Source organism: Pantoea agglomerans, assembly GCF_021397715.1.
Lineage (GTDB): Bacteria > Pseudomonadota > Gammaproteobacteria > Enterobacterales > Enterobacteriaceae > Pantoea > Pantoea astica.
Window position 1 is genome coordinate 3,323,391 of the sequence record NZ_CP090207.1, and the last position, 16,017, is coordinate 3,339,407.

At 58.7% G+C, this 16,017-nt stretch carries 17 protein-coding genes; 7 read left to right on the forward strand and 10 right to left on the reverse strand.

Annotated features, from left to right (window positions below):
- Nucleotides 1-259: 259 nt before the first annotated feature.
- Nucleotides 260-511, forward strand: a complete 252-nt coding sequence (locus tag LZU96_RS15960; protein ID WP_233985166.1) for a biofilm development regulator YmgB/AriR family protein — start codon at nucleotides 260-262, stop codon at nucleotides 509-511.
- 4 nt (nucleotides 512-515) lie between these two features.
- Here LZU96_RS15960 and LZU96_RS15965 read toward each other — a convergent pair whose 3' ends face one another.
- The 3 genes from LZU96_RS15965 to LZU96_RS15975 all read right to left on the reverse strand — a co-directional run bounded on the left by LZU96_RS15965 (nucleotide 516) and on the right by LZU96_RS15975 (nucleotide 4,180).
- Nucleotides 516-836: a hypothetical protein gene (locus tag LZU96_RS15965; RefSeq protein WP_233985167.1), complete on the reverse strand. Its 321-nt coding sequence runs from the start codon at nucleotides 834-836 to the stop codon at nucleotides 516-518.
- Between the two features lie 164 nt (nucleotides 837-1,000).
- A complete protein-coding gene (locus LZU96_RS15970) occupies nucleotides 1,001-1,297 on the reverse strand; it encodes an I78 family peptidase inhibitor (protein ID WP_233985168.1) in 297 nt (98 codons plus the stop codon).
- A 279-nt stretch (nucleotides 1,298-1,576) separates the two neighbouring features.
- Nucleotides 1,577-4,180: an EAL domain-containing protein gene (locus LZU96_RS15975; RefSeq protein WP_233985169.1), complete on the reverse strand. Its 2,604-nt coding sequence runs from the start codon at nucleotides 4,178-4,180 to the stop codon at nucleotides 1,577-1,579.
- 218 nt (nucleotides 4,181-4,398) lie between these two features.
- On the opposite strand from LZU96_RS15975, the gene LZU96_RS15980 reads away from it, so the two are divergent.
- The 3 genes from LZU96_RS15980 to LZU96_RS15990 all read left to right on the forward strand — a co-directional run bounded on the left by LZU96_RS15980 (nucleotide 4,399) and on the right by LZU96_RS15990 (nucleotide 5,689).
- Nucleotides 4,399-5,049 carry a CPBP family intramembrane glutamic endopeptidase gene (locus LZU96_RS15980; RefSeq protein WP_233985170.1) on the forward strand — a complete coding sequence of 217 codons (651 nt, stop codon included), beginning with the start codon at nucleotides 4,399-4,401 and terminating at the stop codon, nucleotides 5,047-5,049.
- A 140-nt stretch (nucleotides 5,050-5,189) separates the two neighbouring features.
- Nucleotides 5,190-5,360, forward strand: coding sequence for a hypothetical protein (locus LZU96_RS15985; RefSeq protein WP_089562355.1), 171 nt, complete (start codon nucleotides 5,190-5,192; stop codon nucleotides 5,358-5,360).
- A gap of 98 nt (nucleotides 5,361-5,458) precedes the next feature.
- On the forward strand, nucleotides 5,459-5,689 hold the full coding sequence (locus tag LZU96_RS15990; RefSeq protein ID WP_233985171.1) for a hypothetical protein: 231 nt from the start codon (nucleotides 5,459-5,461) through the stop codon (nucleotides 5,687-5,689).
- Between the two features lie 115 nt (nucleotides 5,690-5,804).
- Here LZU96_RS15990 and yniD read toward each other — a convergent pair whose 3' ends face one another.
- The 6 genes from yniD to LZU96_RS16020 all read right to left on the reverse strand — a co-directional run bounded on the left by yniD (nucleotide 5,805) and on the right by LZU96_RS16020 (nucleotide 11,519).
- Nucleotides 5,805-5,912: a small membrane protein YniD gene (gene yniD / locus LZU96_RS15995; RefSeq protein ID WP_233985172.1), complete on the reverse strand. Its 108-nt coding sequence runs from the start codon at nucleotides 5,910-5,912 to the stop codon at nucleotides 5,805-5,807.
- A gap of 122 nt (nucleotides 5,913-6,034) precedes the next feature.
- The gene (locus LZU96_RS16000) at nucleotides 6,035-6,463 is read right to left on the reverse strand and encodes an OsmC family protein (protein WP_233985173.1); all 429 of its coding nucleotides are present in this window, start codon (nucleotides 6,461-6,463) and stop codon (nucleotides 6,035-6,037) included.
- Between the two features lie 57 nt (nucleotides 6,464-6,520).
- Nucleotides 6,521-7,708, reverse strand: a complete 1,188-nt coding sequence (gene lldD, locus LZU96_RS16005) for an FMN-dependent L-lactate dehydrogenase LldD (protein WP_233985174.1) — start codon at nucleotides 7,706-7,708, stop codon at nucleotides 6,521-6,523.
- Nucleotides 7,708-8,481 carry a transcriptional regulator LldR gene (gene lldR / locus LZU96_RS16010; protein WP_233985175.1) on the reverse strand — a complete coding sequence of 258 codons (774 nt, stop codon included), beginning with the start codon at nucleotides 8,479-8,481 and terminating at the stop codon, nucleotides 7,708-7,710. The genes lldD and lldR overlap by 1 nt, the downstream gene beginning before the upstream one ends.
- Nucleotides 8,478-10,133, reverse strand: a complete 1,656-nt coding sequence (gene lldP, locus LZU96_RS16015) for an L-lactate permease (protein WP_233985176.1) — start codon at nucleotides 10,131-10,133, stop codon at nucleotides 8,478-8,480. The genes lldR and lldP overlap by 4 nt, the downstream gene beginning before the upstream one ends.
- A 216-nt stretch (nucleotides 10,134-10,349) precedes the next feature.
- Nucleotides 10,350-11,519, reverse strand: coding sequence for a cyanate transporter (locus tag LZU96_RS16020; protein WP_233985177.1), 1,170 nt, complete (start codon nucleotides 11,517-11,519; stop codon nucleotides 10,350-10,352).
- Between the two features lie 87 nt (nucleotides 11,520-11,606).
- Here LZU96_RS16020 and LZU96_RS16025 point away from each other — a divergent pair, with 87 nt between their 5' ends.
- Entirely contained in the window at nucleotides 11,607-12,467 is an 861-nt protein-coding gene (locus LZU96_RS16025; protein WP_233985178.1) for a LysR family transcriptional regulator, read from the forward strand.
- Between the two features lie 90 nt (nucleotides 12,468-12,557).
- Nucleotides 12,558-13,940, forward strand: coding sequence for an amidohydrolase (locus LZU96_RS16030; RefSeq protein ID WP_233985179.1), 1,383 nt, complete (start codon nucleotides 12,558-12,560; stop codon nucleotides 13,938-13,940).
- A gap of 54 nt (nucleotides 13,941-13,994) precedes the next feature.
- On the opposite strand, the gene LZU96_RS16035 is transcribed toward LZU96_RS16030, so the two are convergent.
- Nucleotides 13,995-14,213, reverse strand: a complete 219-nt coding sequence (locus LZU96_RS16035) for a hypothetical protein (RefSeq protein WP_031375001.1) — start codon at nucleotides 14,211-14,213, stop codon at nucleotides 13,995-13,997.
- Between the two features lie 413 nt (nucleotides 14,214-14,626).
- On the opposite strand from LZU96_RS16035, the gene dbpA reads away from it, so the two are divergent.
- Nucleotides 14,627-16,009 (forward strand): ATP-dependent RNA helicase DbpA, encoded by a 1,383-nt coding sequence (dbpA, locus tag LZU96_RS16040; RefSeq protein WP_233985180.1) that lies wholly within the window; start codon nucleotides 14,627-14,629, stop codon nucleotides 16,007-16,009.
- Nucleotides 16,010-16,017 lie beyond the last annotated feature (8 nt).

Sequence of the window (16,017 nt, forward strand, 5' to 3'; positions counted from 1 at the left end):
GCTGAACCGGCAGCGAAGCGAAGCGGTAAATCTCAGTATGAAAAAATATTTCAGCCTGTTACTGACAATCATCGCGCCCGGTTCTATGTTTAAAAAATCGCCAGTTGCGTGCGGTGCGCCGAGCCTTCTGCCAGCCGCAATAGCCTCACAATGAGGGTACCCACCCTTTGTGAGATGTGAGGTGACCCGACTCAATCGATAAACCGAGCCCTTATGCCTGTGCGTAAGGGATGTGTTGTTGTTTTAGCGGAGGTAGTGAATGAGAGTGCAACCTAACAGCGCCAGCCGAGCTATCACCGACTATTTCAATAGCCCGGACTGGCGGGTGCCGCCCGAGTCTGACCTGCTGGCGGTGATCCTGCGTGAACTGATGGAGACAGGTCAGCCCGCCACCACGAAAGCGATTGTCGCGCGGGTGATTGATAAACTGGAAGTTGAAGGCGATGAGACGCGACTACAGAACTACCGCACCCTGCTGGCTCAGCTGATCGAAACCCAGCCTGAGGAGTAGCGCGTTACCTGACCCAGCGCAGTCGATCCGCCTCGCTGACGCTGGCGCGTCCGCTGCTGCGCTGAAACAGGCAGAGCTCCCGTCCACGCTTATTTTTCATCTGCGGCTGCGGATAGCGGCCTTCCAGCAGCAGTGCGCTGTAGCCGACGCTGTCGTCATACGCTATCGGTTCACCCAGTACCCTGACTTTGCTCAGGGTACTGGCGTTAATGCAGGCCTGCGTCATGACCTGACGGCTCTGTTGCCAGGCCTCATCACTGGCGGCCTGCGCCAGCGTGGTGCTGAGTAATAAAGCGGGCAGCAATGCCCTTATCGTCCGTTTCATCTCTGCTCCTCTGCCGATTCTGAACAACGCAAAAAAAATTCCCGCCGCAGCGGGAATAAATAAGACGAGCATTGTCTATCGGGAGTGACGAGGAAGTCTCTTAAACGCCGCACTATCCTCGCCTGCCGTTGTGACAACGCTATGACAACACGCCTGATTTTCCGCTATCCGCAATAAACCTGACTGATATTGCCGCTTTTGTCGGCCAGGAAGTTAAGCCGGCTGAGGTTGAAATCCATCGTGACGGCCGAGTTATACGGAATAGCCCGCACCTTCTGATCGAAATGCTGACCCTGAAGTGACGTTAACGGTTTGCCGACATAATTCTGATACTGAGAAGCGCCACAGCGGTCCGCTTCCGGGTCCTTCGGCGCGCTGGCGGTGTCAGGTTTGCTGGCAGACTGACAGGCCGTGAGGGTCAACAGACCCAGCATAAGTAGCGCTTTTCCATAATGTTTCACGTTTGATCTCCTGTTGAACGGGGTAAACCCTGCTGCAAGAGTAGCAAAGCGGGCGCACTGAACTGAACCCAAAAAAAGTAAAGTTATCTTCGATGACCGGAAACCCACGCCGGAACGCCTGCCGTTTTTTAAGATTAATCGCACGTAGTGCGCAAAATTAACCCATTCAGACGCTACAATATTTTAAGAGCATTCCTAGCTACTGAGAGAGGTAACCATGGAACTTATTATCTTTATCGTCTGTGCCATGCTGATGACCGCCGTGGCTGTCAAAGTTCGTTAAGTCTGATCGGGCGGACTTTGCGTGGTTCTTTCCAGAAGCGTGCTGAATGCGGCCAGCGGCATCGGTTTACCGAGGAAGTAGCCTTGCCCTTCTTCACACGATAGCAGCTTGAGCTGATTCAGTTGCGCTTCTGTCTCAATGCCCTCGGCGGTAATGGTCAGCGCAAAGGCGCGCGCCAGGGCGATAATCCCGGCGACCACCGATTGTGCCTGTTGCGACTCCGGAAAATCTTTCATCCACGAGCGATCGATCTTCAGGCCGTTGAACGGGAAAGTTTTGAGATAACCGAGCGCGGCATAGCCAGTACCAAAGTCATCCACCGTCAGCCTCACCCCCAGCGAACGCAAGCCCTGCATCACTTCCAGCGCATGCTGCGGATGTTCAAAGGTCACGTTTTCGGTAATTTCCAGCTCCAGCCGCGTGGCGGGCAAGCCACTTTTTGCCAGCGTATCCGCCACCCGCTTCACCAGGTCACTGGTGCGAAACTCCATCGGGGAAATATTAACCGAGACGTAGCGGTCGCCGCCCCACGCCAGCGCATCTTCACAGGCGCGCATCAATACCCAGTCGCTGATGGTGGCAATCAGTCCGCTCTCTTCCGCCAGCGGAATAAAACGATCCGGCGTGATCCACTGATCGGGCGCGATCTGCCAGCGGATCAGCGCTTCAGCACCGGCCAGCTGACCGCTCAGCAGCTGATAACGCGGCTGATAGTGCAGACGAAACTCATTGTTCTTCAGCGCCTTCTCAATGCGTTGTGCCATATCACGTTTGCTGTTGCGCTGGCTGGCCATCTCATTGGCGTACCACACCCACTGATTGCGCCCGGCTTCCCGCGCCTCATTCAGCGCGATGTCTGACATGCGCAGCAGCGCTTCCGGATGGCAGGCATCCTGCGGCGCACAGGCGATACCGAGGCTGGCCGTCAGATAGTGAACGTGCTGGCCGGTAGTAACGGGCTGCTGAACGTCGTGCACCAGCTGGGCGCAGCGCTCATCGACCTTGTCACGGTTGCCTTCACGCAGCACCAGCACGAACTCATCGCCGCCCAGCCGGGCCGCCAGCTCATGCGGCCCGATGCAGCGTTTCAGCCGCTGCGCCATCTGATTCAGCACCCCATCGCCCGCCGCATGGCCCCAGGTTTCGTTGATTGGCCGGAACTGATCGAGGTCGAGGCTGATAATGGTCAGCGGGTGACTGTCGTCGGCCAGCTCAAGATGATGGGTAAGGAACTCCTGTAGCTGAACGCGGTTGGGTAACCCGGTTAATACGTCGTGACGTGACAGGAACTGAATACGCGCTTCCGCTTCCATGCCCTGGGTGATGTCGGAGACCGTGCCGCGAAAACCGATACAGCGCCGATCGTGCCAGACGGTTTTCGCCACCAGCTGGCCAATGCGGCGGTCACCGTGCGCCGACATAAACTGGCAGCGCAGCGGCATCTGTTGCGGCTCCTGCTCCTGGCGCAGCAGCCAGGTAACCAGCGAATGGCTGGGATGCGTCAGTAAGTGATCGATGTGACGTCCGAGCCACTGTGAGATTTCATGGCCGGTCACGGTGTGAAAACGCGCCGACAAATAGATCAGCCGGCCCTCTTCATCGGTCTCCCAGATCCAGTCCGACGCGGCTTCAGCCAGATCGCGGAAGCGGGCCTCGCTGTTTGCCAGCTCCTGCTGACTGATCGCCAGCATGGCAAAGCGTCGGTCGGAGAGAATGGCGTTATAGAGCGCATGGCGGCTGACGCGACGGGTAATTAAGGCGATGATAATCGCCATGATCACCAGCAGCGGCAGCAGAAACCAGATCAGCCCCATGCCCGGCATTTTGGGGGTCCAGCGCAGCACCAGCGGCGCGCTGCCGCTGATCGGCTGCAACATGCGCGGTTCACGTTCGGCATCCAGCGCGCTGTTGGCCATTCGCGGCCCGCGCACATCCAGCGCCGCACCCAACTCTTCCAGCTTGGCAGGAGTAAACAGGTTCACAAACACCATGATCGACGGCGGGCCCGCTTTCAGCGGCAGCGTAGCCACTTTACCCCGACTGATCGGCGCAGCCACCACAATCGCGGGCTGCCGATTAATGATGGCGTTACGGGCCAGAGCGGCGTTATTGAGCTGACGTGCTGCCGCGATCATCCCGTGGGTCTGGCTGCCCAGCCAGGCTTCCAGCGGCGTATCGGTCAGCTGACCGTTAATCACCGCATAGCTGGTGCGTCCCTGACCGTCGACGACGAAGACACCTTCGTAGTGATACTCCTCATACAGCCCCGGCCCGAAGTTCTCTTCGTCATAGGCCCAGACTTTATTCACTGTCAGATGCAGATTACGCCAGGCTTCGCCCCAGAACGCGTAGTCCCGGATATCAGTCACCATCGCGTCCTGACGGGTTTTCCACGTCTGTTGCATCAGCAACTGATCGTGCTCAATCGACGCGCTGTTCTGACGTTGCGCGATGGTCAGTACCATCAGCATCGACAGAAACAGCACGCCGAACAGCAGCAGCGAAAGCGTGCGCAGGCTGCGCCGCGTAAAGCGGACAGTGCGGTCTTCGGCGGCGTGCGCAAAAGAAGGTGACGGCGGTGCCGGAGGGTCAAAAGTCATTAAGCCTACTCACTACACGACATAAAGTCCGTTAGGAACAGCCGGTCCGTGACATAAAGCGTCGGGCCAGCCAGATTAGTTTCCTCAGTTATCGGCCCGTGACGTCGGGTGTTTAGCCTGCGGTTAAAATTTAGCGCTTAAATATTGTGTTATTGGCTGACTCGACAGCGATCAGGCGCATTGCTACTATGCGCTAACCTTCGCTGGCTGGGTCGTCTATGAATACCAATTCCGACAGAGTGACACTGACGCTGTTCTACGTCGGCAGCTTTGTGGTCTATTACCTTGTCACCATGCTGATCACCCTGTTCCCGAATTACGGCGTGCTGCGTAATGACGGCCTGCTGGTGCCGGTGCTCTGTCTGTTTGAATTTGCCGTGATCTATCCACTTTATCGCTTCTACTGTCAGCGCCGGACCGATTTGCCGCTGGGTGAACTGCGTCCGCTACAGACCCTGCTGTACACCGGCGGGCTGTTTGTGCTGATGGCGGCACAGATGCAGTTTATGCAGCCGGAAGGCTGGCTGGTGATGCAGGCGCAGCAGGGACGTAATTCGTTGCTGATTTTGCTGCTGACGGCGGTGCTGCTGGCACCGGTATTTGAAGAAGTCCTGTTTCGCGGCTTTCTGCTACAGGCTTTTTTGCTGTGGGCGCCACGCAGCCGCTTCGCCTGTATGCTGCTGACCTCGCTGCTGTTCGCGGTGATGCATACCCAATATGTTCACTGGCAGACCATCATCGCCCTGACGCTGTTTTCGCTGCTGCTCTGCTACGCGCGCCTACGCAGCAATAGCCTGGCGCTGCCGATCTTTCTGCACACTCTCAACAACCTGATCGCCCTGCTGCCTGCCTGGTATTTCGCGGGCTGATCGGCCCCTGTTGCCTGCCCGGCTCAGGGCGATAGCTCGGGCGGGTAATGCCGCCCCGACGCGTTTGACTATACTGGATCAAAAAAAGGGATAAAAAGCACTGCCGTCCGGACCACCAGACCGTGCAAAGGAGTCGATCTATGTTGATAGGATTTGTGTTATTAGTGAGCGCGTGCGGCTACGATGCCTGTGAGGCATTGCCGGTTTCTGAGCACATTTTTCCGACCAAAAGCGCCTGTGAAACCATGGCAAACCGTATTCATAAAGTCAGGCCCAACGTGGTCCTGCTGTGTGGTGAAGTGCATCGTTAAATCAGGGCCAGCAGCAATAAACCCGGCTGTAACGTTGCAAGCTGACGCATTAGCGTACAAAATATGAGCTGTTGTTGACCAATACCGTTGTGAATCCCATGAAAACATCACGTCCCCGTCGTCCAAACGGACGCTGGGTTTATTACATTTTGTATGATGGCATTCTGTGGCCCTGCCCCGTTCGCTGGGAATGGGAAAGCGGCTACGGCGGCTGGCTGCCATTTTACTATACGCCTACCTTTGAGTTCGTGGTCGGCGACCCACGCAAGGCGTATCGCATTGCGCGCAGCGACGTGCGTGCCCGGCGGCGTGAGGATGTCTGTGTCTGAAGGACATTACTGCCACGGCAGCCATGAAGCCGTCAGTAAGAAGTGAATCGCTTCCAGTACCAGTATCACCATTAATAAAATGCCCAGCGTATGGCGACCAATTCTGTTCATCCGGTCAGGCCCAAATCATTGCAGCCCAGCGTATCAGCAGCAGTGCGCCACAAATGCAAAACAGAACCAGCACCATTTTCCAGTGCTTTTTGGCCGCCCGATACCTCGTCACATCGAATCCCTCCCCGCCAGAATGCGAAGATGCGCCACAAGGCGCATCTGTTCCGGTCAACTGCAGGACCGGTACTGCGTAGCATAACGCCCAGGCCGCGAAAAGGCGACCTGTCGTCGGCCTCAGTTATTCAGGGTGTAATCCAGCGTGATTTCCGCATTCAGCACCTGAGAAACCGGGCAGCCCGCTTTCGCTTTATTGATGATTTCATCAAAGGTGGACGCATCAATGCCAGGCAGAGAGATGGTGCTGGTCAGCGCCACTTTCGTAATGGCAAAGCCATCGCCTTTCTTATCCAGCGAGACGTCTGCCGTGGTGTCGATGCTTTCTGGCGGATGGCCCGCCTGACCCAGCATCAGCGACAACGCCATGGAGAAACAGGCCGCATGCGCCGCACCAATCAGCTCTTCCGGGTTGGTGCCCTTCTCGCCTTCAAAGCGGGTGTTGAAACCGTAAGGCTGCTGGCTCAGCACGCCGCTCTCGGTGCTGACGGTGCCTTTGCCCTTGATATCGCCTTCCCAGTGCGCCGAACCTTTCTTATGAATGGTCATGTTATTCCTCCTGTTGGTAAAGAAGCTAAGTATAGACAACGCCTCCGTTTTCGCCGGTTAACTTACCGCGCGCGGCCGTGACGGGTTGCTCTGCGGACTGAGCACCGCCTCGGCCTGTACCAGCGAATCGCGGGTGATCTCGCTGATAGACTTCGCCCCGGTCAGAGTCATCGCAACCCGCATCTCTTTCTCGATCAGGGTCAGCAGGTTTTCTACGCCTCGCTGACCGTGGGTCGCCAGCGCATAGATAAAGGCCCGTCCCAGCAACACGCTGTCAGCGCCAAGTGCAATCATCCGCACCACATCCAGCCCGTTGCGAATGCCGCTGTCGGCCAGAATGGTGATGTCGCCTTTCACCGCATCGGCAATCGCTGGCAGCGCGCGCGCCGACGACAGCACGCCATCCAGCTGGCGTCCGCCATGATTGGAAACCACGATGCCGTCAGCACCAAAACGCACCGCGTCCCGTGCATCCTCCGGATCGAGAATCCCTTTGATCACCATCGGGCCGTCCCAGAATTCACGTATCCACTCCAGATCTTTCCAGCTGATAGAGGGATCGAAGTTGTTCGCCAGCCAGCCGATGTAATCTTCCAGGCCGGTCGGTTTACCCAGATAGGTCGAGATATTGCCCAGATCGTGTGGCCGTCCCTGCAACCCGACATCCAGCGCCCATTGCGGATGGGTGACCGCCTGCCAGTAGCGGCGCAGCGCCGCATGATTGCCGCTCATGCCGGAATGCGCATCGCGGTAGCGCGCCCCAGGCGTCGGCATATCCACGGTAAACACCAGCGTGGAGCAGCCCGCCGCTTTGGCGCGCTCCAGCGCATTGCGCATAAAACCGCGGTCGCGCAGCACGTAGAGCTGGAACCACATCGGGCGATTGATCTGCGGCGCGACCTCTTCTATCGGGCAGACTGACACCGTCGACAGCGTAAACGGAATGCCTTTCAGCGCCGCCGCGCGCGCCGCCTGCACTTCGCCACGGCGGGCATACATGCCGCACAAACCAACCGGTGCCAGCGCCACCGGCATCGACAGCGTCTCATTGAATAATGTCGTTTCCAGGCTCAGCTCAGACATGTTTTTCAGAATGCGCTGGCGCAGCGCCACATCAGAGAGATCCTCGACGTTGCGGCGCAGCGTGTGCTCGACATAGGCCCCGCCATCGAGATAGTGGAACAGGAAAGGTGGCAGGATGCGTTGCGCGGCGGCGCGATAGTCACTGGCAGCAGAGATAATCATCAATCAGATTCCTTACGGTTACGTGATTCAGTGTCCGGTAAGCGGGTGATACGCGCCTGACGCGCCTCATCCTCATGCAGATTTTTCATCGTGGTGTGAACAAAGCCGAGATGCTGCATCGCGGCCTGGCGTGCGCCTTCGGCATCCCCGGCCAGAATGGCGTCCAGCAGCGCCCGGTGCTGTTCGGTCAGCCGGGCGAAAATCGCGGGCTGGGTGTACATCCGCTGACGGCTCTGCATCACCGAGGATTGCAGCAGTTCGAAAAAACCGCGCATGGTTTGCAGCAGCACCAGATTGTGAGATGCCTCGGCAATTGCCAGGTGAAAGCGCACGTCAGCCTGTGCGGCAAGGTCAGGATCGTCACTCTCTTTCAGCTTCAGCGTGGCGTCAAAGGCGTACTGCAGCCGCTCGCGATCCGCCTCCGTGGCGCGCAGCGCGGCGTGCCAGGCGGTGCTGGCTTCAATCGCATGTCGCGCCTCCAGAATGTCGTAGCGGTAGTCCGGATCGTCGCGCAGTAACTGTCGAATCGGTTCAACGATGCGCTGTTCCGACCAGGGGCCCAGCTGCTGCCGGACCCAGGTGCCGCCGCCGCGACGGCTGATCAGCATACCGCCGCTGATCAGTTGCTGTAACGCTTCACGCAGCGACGAGCGCGATACGCCGAGTTCAGCCGCGAGTGTTCGCTCGGCAGGCAGGCGCATACCCGGCGTCAGTTGGTGTTCGGTGATATACGCCCTAAGGCGCGTCACCAGCGGATCGGAAACGGTGTTCATGGGATCATCCAGGGGAAGACGTATGCCTGCAGCGTGGTAATCACGCCGACCATACAGGTGAAAATCAGGCTGTGTTTAACGGTAAAGCGGAACAGGTCAGACTCTTTGCCAACCAGGCCGACCGCCGCACAGGCGATGGCGATCGACTGCGGCGAGATCATCTTGCCGGTAACGCCGCCGGTGGTGTTGGCCGCCACCAGCAGCACGTCCGACACGCCAATCTGTTGCGCGGTGGTAGCCTGCAACGCGGCAAACAGGGCATTCGAGGAGGTGTCCGAGCCGGTCAGGAACACCCCGAGCCAGCCGAGGAACGGCGAGAAAAAGGTGAAGGCGTGACCGGTGTGCGCCAGCGCTAACGCCAGCGTCGCTGACAGGCCGGAATAGTTAGAGATAAAGGCGAAGGCCAGCACCATGCCAATCGAGTAGATCGGCAGCGCCAGCTCTTTCAGCGTTTCACCAAAGGTCTGCAGCGCCGCCCTGGGCTTCATCTTCAGGTAAACGACGGCGACGATCGCCGCAATCAAAATCGCGGTGCCGGTGGCGGAGAAGAGATCGAACTTAAAGATGGCCGGATAAGGCGTGGCGCTGCTGACCACCGGCGGCATACGCGCCACCCCTTCGTTCAGCAACGGCACCGGCAGGTTAAGCACCCACTCCGCCAGCGCGCCGCCTTTAGCGAACAGCGCTTTAAACGGCGGGATGCTCCACAGCGTTACGGTGGCGGTGAGAAACAGGAACGGCATCCAGGCGCGCACCACCTGTCCCAGCCGATATTTTTGCCGGGGTACGGAGGGATCGACCGGCGCGGCATCGCCATTCTCAAAGCGGAAAATGCGCACCGGCTTCCAGACGCGCAGAAACAGCGTCAGCGAAATCAGCGAGGCGAGTGACGAGATGATATCCGGCAGTTCCGGGCCGAGAAAGTTGGAGCTGAGGAACTGGGCGATGGCAAATGACCCGCCCGCCACCAGCACCGCCGGCCAGGTCTCTTTGACGCCGCGCCAGCCATCCATGATCGCCATAATCCAGAACAGCACAATCAGGGTCAGCAAGGGTAACTGTCGTCCGGCCATCTGCCCGATAGCGAAACTGTCGAGCCCGGTCACCTGCCCGGCGACAATAATCGGAATACCCATTGCGCCAAAGGCGACCGGCGCAGTATTAACAATCAGGCAGAGTCCGGCGGCATACAGCGGGTTAAAACCCAGACCGACCAGCAGCGCGGCGGTGATCGCCACCGGCGCGCCAAAGCCAGCCGCTCCCTCAAGAAATGCGCCAAATGAGAAGCCGACGATCAGCATCTGCAGCCGCTGATCGGGGGTGATCGACAGAATCGAGGCGCGGATAATGTCGAACTGACCGGTTTTGACTGAAATTTTATAGACGAAAACGGCCGCGACAATGATCCAGGCGATGGGCCACAAGCCATAGAGAAAGCCGTAAACCACCGACGCTACTGCCTGCGCCACCGGCATCTGATAGAGAAACAGCGCCACCAGCAGCGCCAGTACCACGGTGACGCTGGCGGCCAGATACCCTTTCATCCTGAGCTTAATCAGCGCAAAGAAGAAAAACAGAATCGGGATCAGCGCCACCAGGCTTGAAAGCCAGATATTGCCTAACGGATCGTAATTTTGTTGCCACACCTGCATGCCGCTATCTCCAGAAGAAGAGGAAACGTGGTGCGCGTCCAGCCGTGTGCCGCGCACCATCAACCCGGCCGATGAGTGGTCTGACCAAAAATCGAATTATCGGGCTTTATGGCAACAGATAGTTAATTCTTTGTTAATCAGAGGCAACAAAAGCGGCGAAAATTTTCCCGATGTGTGAACTACAGAAAAATTTTGCCGCAATTGGTAGGACCAGATTCAGCCCTGCTGCTGCGGAAATGCCCGCGGATAGCTGCATGGATGAAACCGCAGGTTCAGCACGATCAACACCAGGGTCACCGTGGTCTGTAACAGCCAGACGCTGGTGAAATGATGAGTCAGCGCGTGAAGCTGTCCGGCGATAAACGGCATACTGCCGGCAATGATAAAACCGATACCCTGCATAAACGCCACCAGCCGCGCGCCCGCCTGCGGCTGCGCCAGATGATCCAGCGCCAGCACCAGGGCCAGCGGAAACGCGCCGCCGAGCCCGACACCGGCGATGCCCGCCCAGAGCCACGGCGCCGCCTGGGGTGCCAGCAGGAAACCGAGCATCCCGCACAGCTGCAGTGCCAGCGTCAGCAACAGCAGCGGCCGGCGATCGCTGCCGCGTGCCAGCAGCGGCAGCAGCAGTGCGCCCGCCACCTGACAACCGATCATCATGCCCAGCAGCGAGCCACCCGCCTGCGCGCTCCAGCCCAGCTGGTGATAGAAATCGGGCAGCCAGGCGACACAGATCGCATAGCCGCCGTTCACCAGCCCGAAGCTCAGCGCCAGCGTCCAGGCGCGGGTTTTACGCCATAACGCAGGCTGCGCCACCGCCGCCGCTTTTGCCGGCGCAGCGGTCGGAATAAACAGCCACAGCAGCAGTGCCAGCACCACCGGCAGCGTCCAGCTGCTCAGCGCGCCCTGCCAGCCGAAATGCGTATTAAGCCACGGCGTCAGCGCCGCGCCGATCCCGCCACCGCCCATCAGCGCGCCAGCCCACAGGCCGGTCACCGGCGCGCTGCGACGGCTGAAGCGCTGACGGATCAGACCCGGCATCGCCATCTGCACCACGCCAATCCCCGCTCCGCCCGGTATCGTGCTGAGCACCAGCCAGCGACCGTTGCTGATAAACAGCCGGCTCACCAGCGCCAGCAGCAGCAGAAACAATCCGCCCAGCAAAAGGTTACGCACCGAAAAGCGCTGCATCAGCCGGGCGCTGGTCAGCGCAATCGCGCCCATCATCATCATCGGCAGCGCGGGCAGCAGCGATGCCGCCAGCGGCGACAGGCCAATACTCTGTCGCAGCTGCTCCAGCAGCGGGCTGACCGAGGTCATCAGCGGGCGCATGTTCAGCCCGGCCAGCACCAGCGCCGCCAGCAGCAGCTTATTTTCTCTGTTCATCTGAAATCCGCAGAATTAAAAGTTGCCAGCCTGACACTCATCGCTACTATCTGGAAATGAAATATTACTCTGTCAGGTAGTGGGAAAATGAATCGTCAGCCGATGTTTACGCCGCAGCAACTGCTGAGCTTTGTGGCTGTGTGTGAAACGGCCAGCTTTACCCGCGCCGCTGAGCGGGTGCATCTGTCGCAATCCACCGTCAGTCAACAGGTGCGACGGCTGGAAGAGATGGTGGGTAAAGATTTGCTGGTGCGCTCGTCACATCAGGTTCAGATCACCGAAGAGGGTGAAAAATTGCTGGGCTATGCCCGCCGGATTATCGCCCTGAACGCTGAAGCGCACGACGTGCTGAGCGATCAGTGGCGCGAGGGCGTGCTGCGTCTCGGCGTGCCGGAAGATTTCGCCGCGCCGACCGCGGGCCTGCTGGCGAATTTCAGTCGTGCCCATCCTCAGCTGCGGCTGGATGTGATGAGCGGAATGCAGGTGGAGCTGCGGCGGGCCTGGCAGCGTGAAGAGCTGGATATCATGCTGATCAAACAGACCTATGGCGAGCGGCCGCTGGCGTCGCGTCCGGAACCGCTGCTGTGGCTCGACAGCGCCGCGTCACCCTGCTTTGAGCAGACGCCGGTGCCGCTGGTGCTGTTTCCGCAACAGGGATTGTACCGCGATGAGGTCTGCCAGACGCTCGACGCGCTGGGCCGTAGCTGGCGTATCAGCTACAGCAGCGCCAGTCTGGTGGCGCTTGCTGCCGCCAGCGCCGGGGGGCTCGGTCTGACGCTGCTGCCTGCCAGCTGTCGCCTGCCGCAGCATCGGGTATTGGGCAGCGAACAGGGACTGCCGGTGATTGATAGTTTCGAGCTGGCGCTGTTCTGCCGTCAGCCGCAGGATCCGTTGCAGCGTGAACTGGCTGAGGCGCTGGTAACATTTGGTCAGTTGCGCTGGCAGTGACATTTCGAATAGCCAGCAGTGGAAAATAGCGCAGCAAGCCGGGCTGCCGTTTGTCAGATTAGGGTCTTGTTCATTTTGCAGGAGCCTCTGATGCCCACTTCCCCTTCTCCGAGCCGTCGTGACTTCCTCGGCCAGAGCGTACGCTGGACCGCAGCCGGTGGTTTACTGGCCGCAGGCCTGAGCCAGGCCAGCGTGGCGACCCGCGTCGTATCCCCTGTTGCCGACCGCGCCGCTGCCCTGCCGCAAAAGGATCACTACCTGCTGCGTAATGTGCGGCTGGAAGAAGGATTTGAACGCGAGGGCGATGAGATTATTGCCACCCGGACTGCGCTGTATGACATCAGCGTGCGGAACGGAAAAATCGATCGACTGCAACCCGCAGGCCAGGGCGACGGCACGTTACCGGCGTGGGATGCAGAGGGCGCGCTGCTGCTGCCTTCGACCCAGGATATGCATATCCATCTTGATAAGACCTTTTATGGCGGCCCGTGGCAGGCACCGCGTCCGCGTCAGGGCAAAACCATCATGGATATGATCGCCCGGGAACAGGCGCTGATCCCGCAGTTGCTGCCACATTCTCAGGCTCGTGCCGAGGCCCTGATTGCGCTGCTACACGCCAAAGGCACCACCCGCGCCCGCAGCCACTGCAATATCGATCCGGTCAGTGGTCTGCAAAGCCTCGATCATCTGCAGGCCGCGCTGGCGAATCACCCCAATTTTCCCTGCGAAATCGTGGCGTTTCCGCAGCATGGATTGCTGCATTCTCAGGTCGATGGCCTGATGCGCGAAGCGATGCAGCGCGGCGTTCAGTATGTCGGCGGCCTCGATCCCACTAATGTGGATGGCGCAATGGAAAAGTCACTGGATGCGATGTTCCTGATAGCACTCGACTATCAGCGCGGCGTCGATATTCACCTGCATGAAACGTCCGCGGCCGGCGTGGCCGCGATTCAGTACATGATCGATACCGTGGCCCGCAACCCGGCGCTGAAGGGCAAAGTGACGCTGAGCCACGGTTTTGCGCTGGCCACGCTGGAGGGCAGCGCGCTGGACAGGATGATAGAGGGGCTGGCTGAGCAGCAGTTCAGCGTCGCCTCGACTTTGCCGATCGGTAAACTCACCATGCCGATTCCGCAGTTACAGGCAGCTGGCATTCACGTCATGACCGGGACCGACAGCGTGATCGATCACTGGTCGCCGTTTGGCACCGGCAGCATGCTGGAGAAAGCGAATCTGTACGCGCAGCTTTATCGGGGATCGGATGAGTTTTCGCTGTCACGGGCGCTGTCCATTGCCACCGGTAATCAACTGCCATTGTCAGCGACCGGCGAACGTCAGTGGCCGAAATCGGGTGATGAAGCCAGCATGATGCTGGTTGCAGCGAGCTGTTCTGCTGAAGCGGTGGCCCGCATTTCACCGGTAGTGGCGACCTTTTCGCGCGGCAAGCCGGTCTTTGCGCTGGCCTCTGCCTGAAACAACAGAGCCTCCGAATCGGAGGCTCTGCATTTACCTGAATGGACCAAACCGTCAGGCGGTTTTAGCCCATTTATCATTCGACATTAATTCCATTGCCAGCGCATATAAGCGACGATCTTCCTGATCACAGGGCTCATCTTCCGCATAACAGCCGATCATTGAAGCGATCTTATCGGCTGATAAGCTCTCTCCATGAACGTGCAGTGTCAGTACGGCGCGGCCTACTATTTTAAGCACATTCTCATGTGGTCCCTGGATGCTATTACTCAATGAAAATACCCTCTACCGGTCGTTGTACCAGGAATATGGCGCGCTAAATATAAAGCAATTAGCGCCAGATTTTTATCGGCATTAAGGGTGATATTTTTTAATGATTAATTCTTTTACTGGAGTCACTATTAAGGAGTTATCTGATTAACAATGAAATAAAGTTTTAAAAACGGTGAGTTATAAACTAATAACTGGCCTTGATGGATAACCGTAACGGCAGGTCGTTCTTTCACCAGCGATAAAGGATTAAAAAAAACCACCAATTTCAGCCCCACTTCGGCTAATTTTTAGTCGTTCCGCCATAAATTGTTTCATACTGCTAACCTCAAGGTTCCCGTTGCCGTCAGCCCGGCTTTCTGCCAGACTTGCGCGCGCAATACTGCCCTTCACTATTAGCCTCAGAGGCCGCGCCCGTGACCGCTTTTTCTACCCTCAATACCCTTCCCGACAGCCAGCTCGATAACCTGCGCGAGATGGGCTATACCAGCATGACGCCGGTTCAGGCCGCCACGCTGCCCGCCATTTTGCAGGGTCGTGACGTGCGCGCGCAGGCAAAAACCGGCAGCGGAAAAACCGCCGCCTTTGGTATTGGTTTACTGCACCATATCGACAGCGCCCGGTTTCAGACCCAGGCGCTGATTCTCTGCCCGACCCGTGAACTGGCGGATCAGGTCGGCAACGTGCTGCGTCAGCTGGCACGCTTCACCCGTAACATTAAAGTTCTGACCCTGTGTGGCGGCCAGCCGATGAGCGCCCAGCGTGATTCGCTGGTGCATCCGCCGCATATTGTGGTCGGTACGCCGGGTCGTATTCTGGACCACATCAAGCGTGAAAACCTGAAGCTGGAACAGCTGCGTACGCTGGTGCTGGATGAAGCTGACCGGATGCTGGAGATGGGTTTCCGCGACGACATGGAAACCATTATTGAGGCGACGCCAGCGTCACGCCAGACGCTGCTGTTTTCCGCCACCTGGCCCGAGGGCATTGCCGCCATCAGCAGCCGCTTCCAGCGCGATGCGCTGAGCGTGGTGACGGAAGAAGTCAGCGAACTGCCGTCGATTGAACAGCAGTTCATCGAGGCCAGTCACGGTGAAAAATTAGCGCTGCTGATCGCCCTGCTGAGCGAGCGCCAGCCCGCCTCATGCGTCGTCTTCTGTAACACCCGTCGTGAATGCGATGAGATTGCTGCAGCGCTGAACGCGCGTGATATCAGCGCCCTGCCGCTGCATGGCGATCTTGAGCAGCGCGATCGTGAGCGGGTGCTGATCCGCTTCGCCAACGGCAGCGGCCGGGTACTGGTCGCCACCGACGTGGCCGCCCGTGGTCTCGACATCAAATCGCTGGCGATGGTGGTGAACTATCAGCTGGCCTGGGACCCGGAAGTGCATCTGCACCGCATTGGCCGTACCGCCCGCGCCGGCGAGCACGGCGTCGCGGTGAGCCTGGTTGCGGCCGATGAGATGGCACGCGCCCATGCGCTGGAAGATTTCCTGCAGCAGAAACTGCCGTGGATCGCCGCCAGCACCCTGAAAAAGGGCAACAGCAAACCCTTGCCTGCCGCGATGATGACCCTGTGCATTGATGGTGGCCGCAAAGCCAAGATCCGTCCGGGGGATATCCTCGGCGCACTGACCGGTGAAGCGGGCTATCGCGCTGAGCAGATCGGTAAGATTGTGCTGACGCCGACTCACGCCTACGTCGCGATTGATGCCGCGCAGGCGAAAGGCGCACTGGTGAAGCTGAAGCAGGGGAAAATCAAAGGCAAAACCTGCCGGGCGATTCTGCTGAAGGATTAATATTCAGG